Here is a 714-nt window from a genome sequence, read left to right as displayed (position 1 = left end):
TCTATTTTCTATTGTTCTGTGTGATAAAGAAAGCCTTTTCGCTACCATTTTAGTAGTCATAGGTTGTAATATGAAAAAGATTATCTCAAGTTCTTTTTCGCTAAACAGATCTGTTGGCGGGGTAAGTGTTAATACTGAAGGTGTACGGCGGTCTATATATTGAGAAAGAGAAATAAAATTTAATTTGCTGGCATTTGTTAATGTTCCAATACATTCACCGATTTTATTGTAAATAGGAAACCTGGGTAAATAGTAGGGTTCTAGTATTCTATCTCGGCCATAAAAATTGGTTGAAATAATAGCCACGCGTTTTCCACTCTTTTCCGCTTTTCTATCATTGGCTTGATATTGTTCAGCAAATTCCGCCCAATCAGCCGGACATTCGTTATCTAACCGTCCCTCGATATCAAAACCAGCAGGTAAATTTAAAAAATCCAGACCGGCTTGATTTACGTACACGTAACGCGATTGGCAATCTCTTACAACCCACGGTTCATGGCTGTGTTCCATAATGGAAATCAGCGGAAGTGAATTCAAGGATTTTACGACTAAATTTTTTGAATCCGATGGCTTATTTTTTTCATCCATGATTAGCTCAGCCTCTCAAGTTATTTTTAATAAAAAAAGAATGTGACCATTGAGTGCAACCCTTTAAAGTATACTCAACAGAATCTGCGATATCAAGATGGTCTCGAAGGCGCTTTAGTTATCTAT

At 36.7% G+C, this 714-nt stretch carries 1 protein-coding gene; it reads right to left on the bottom strand.

Annotation, left to right across the window (positions count from 1 at the left end):
- Positions 1 to 588, bottom strand: a 588-nt coding sequence (locus tag V2A85_RS24210) for a helix-turn-helix transcriptional regulator (protein ID WP_420072622.1), incomplete at its 3' end; no start/stop codon positions are given.
- Positions 589 to 714: the final 126 nt, after the last annotated feature.

This window comes from Yersinia sp. 1252 StPb PI, from assembly GCF_048593885.1.
Taxonomy (GTDB): Bacteria; Pseudomonadota; Gammaproteobacteria; order Enterobacterales; family Enterobacteriaceae; genus Yersinia; species Yersinia enterocolitica_E.
Note: the sequence above shows the minus strand (reverse complement) of the source record. Positions and strands in the feature narration are given on the sequence as shown.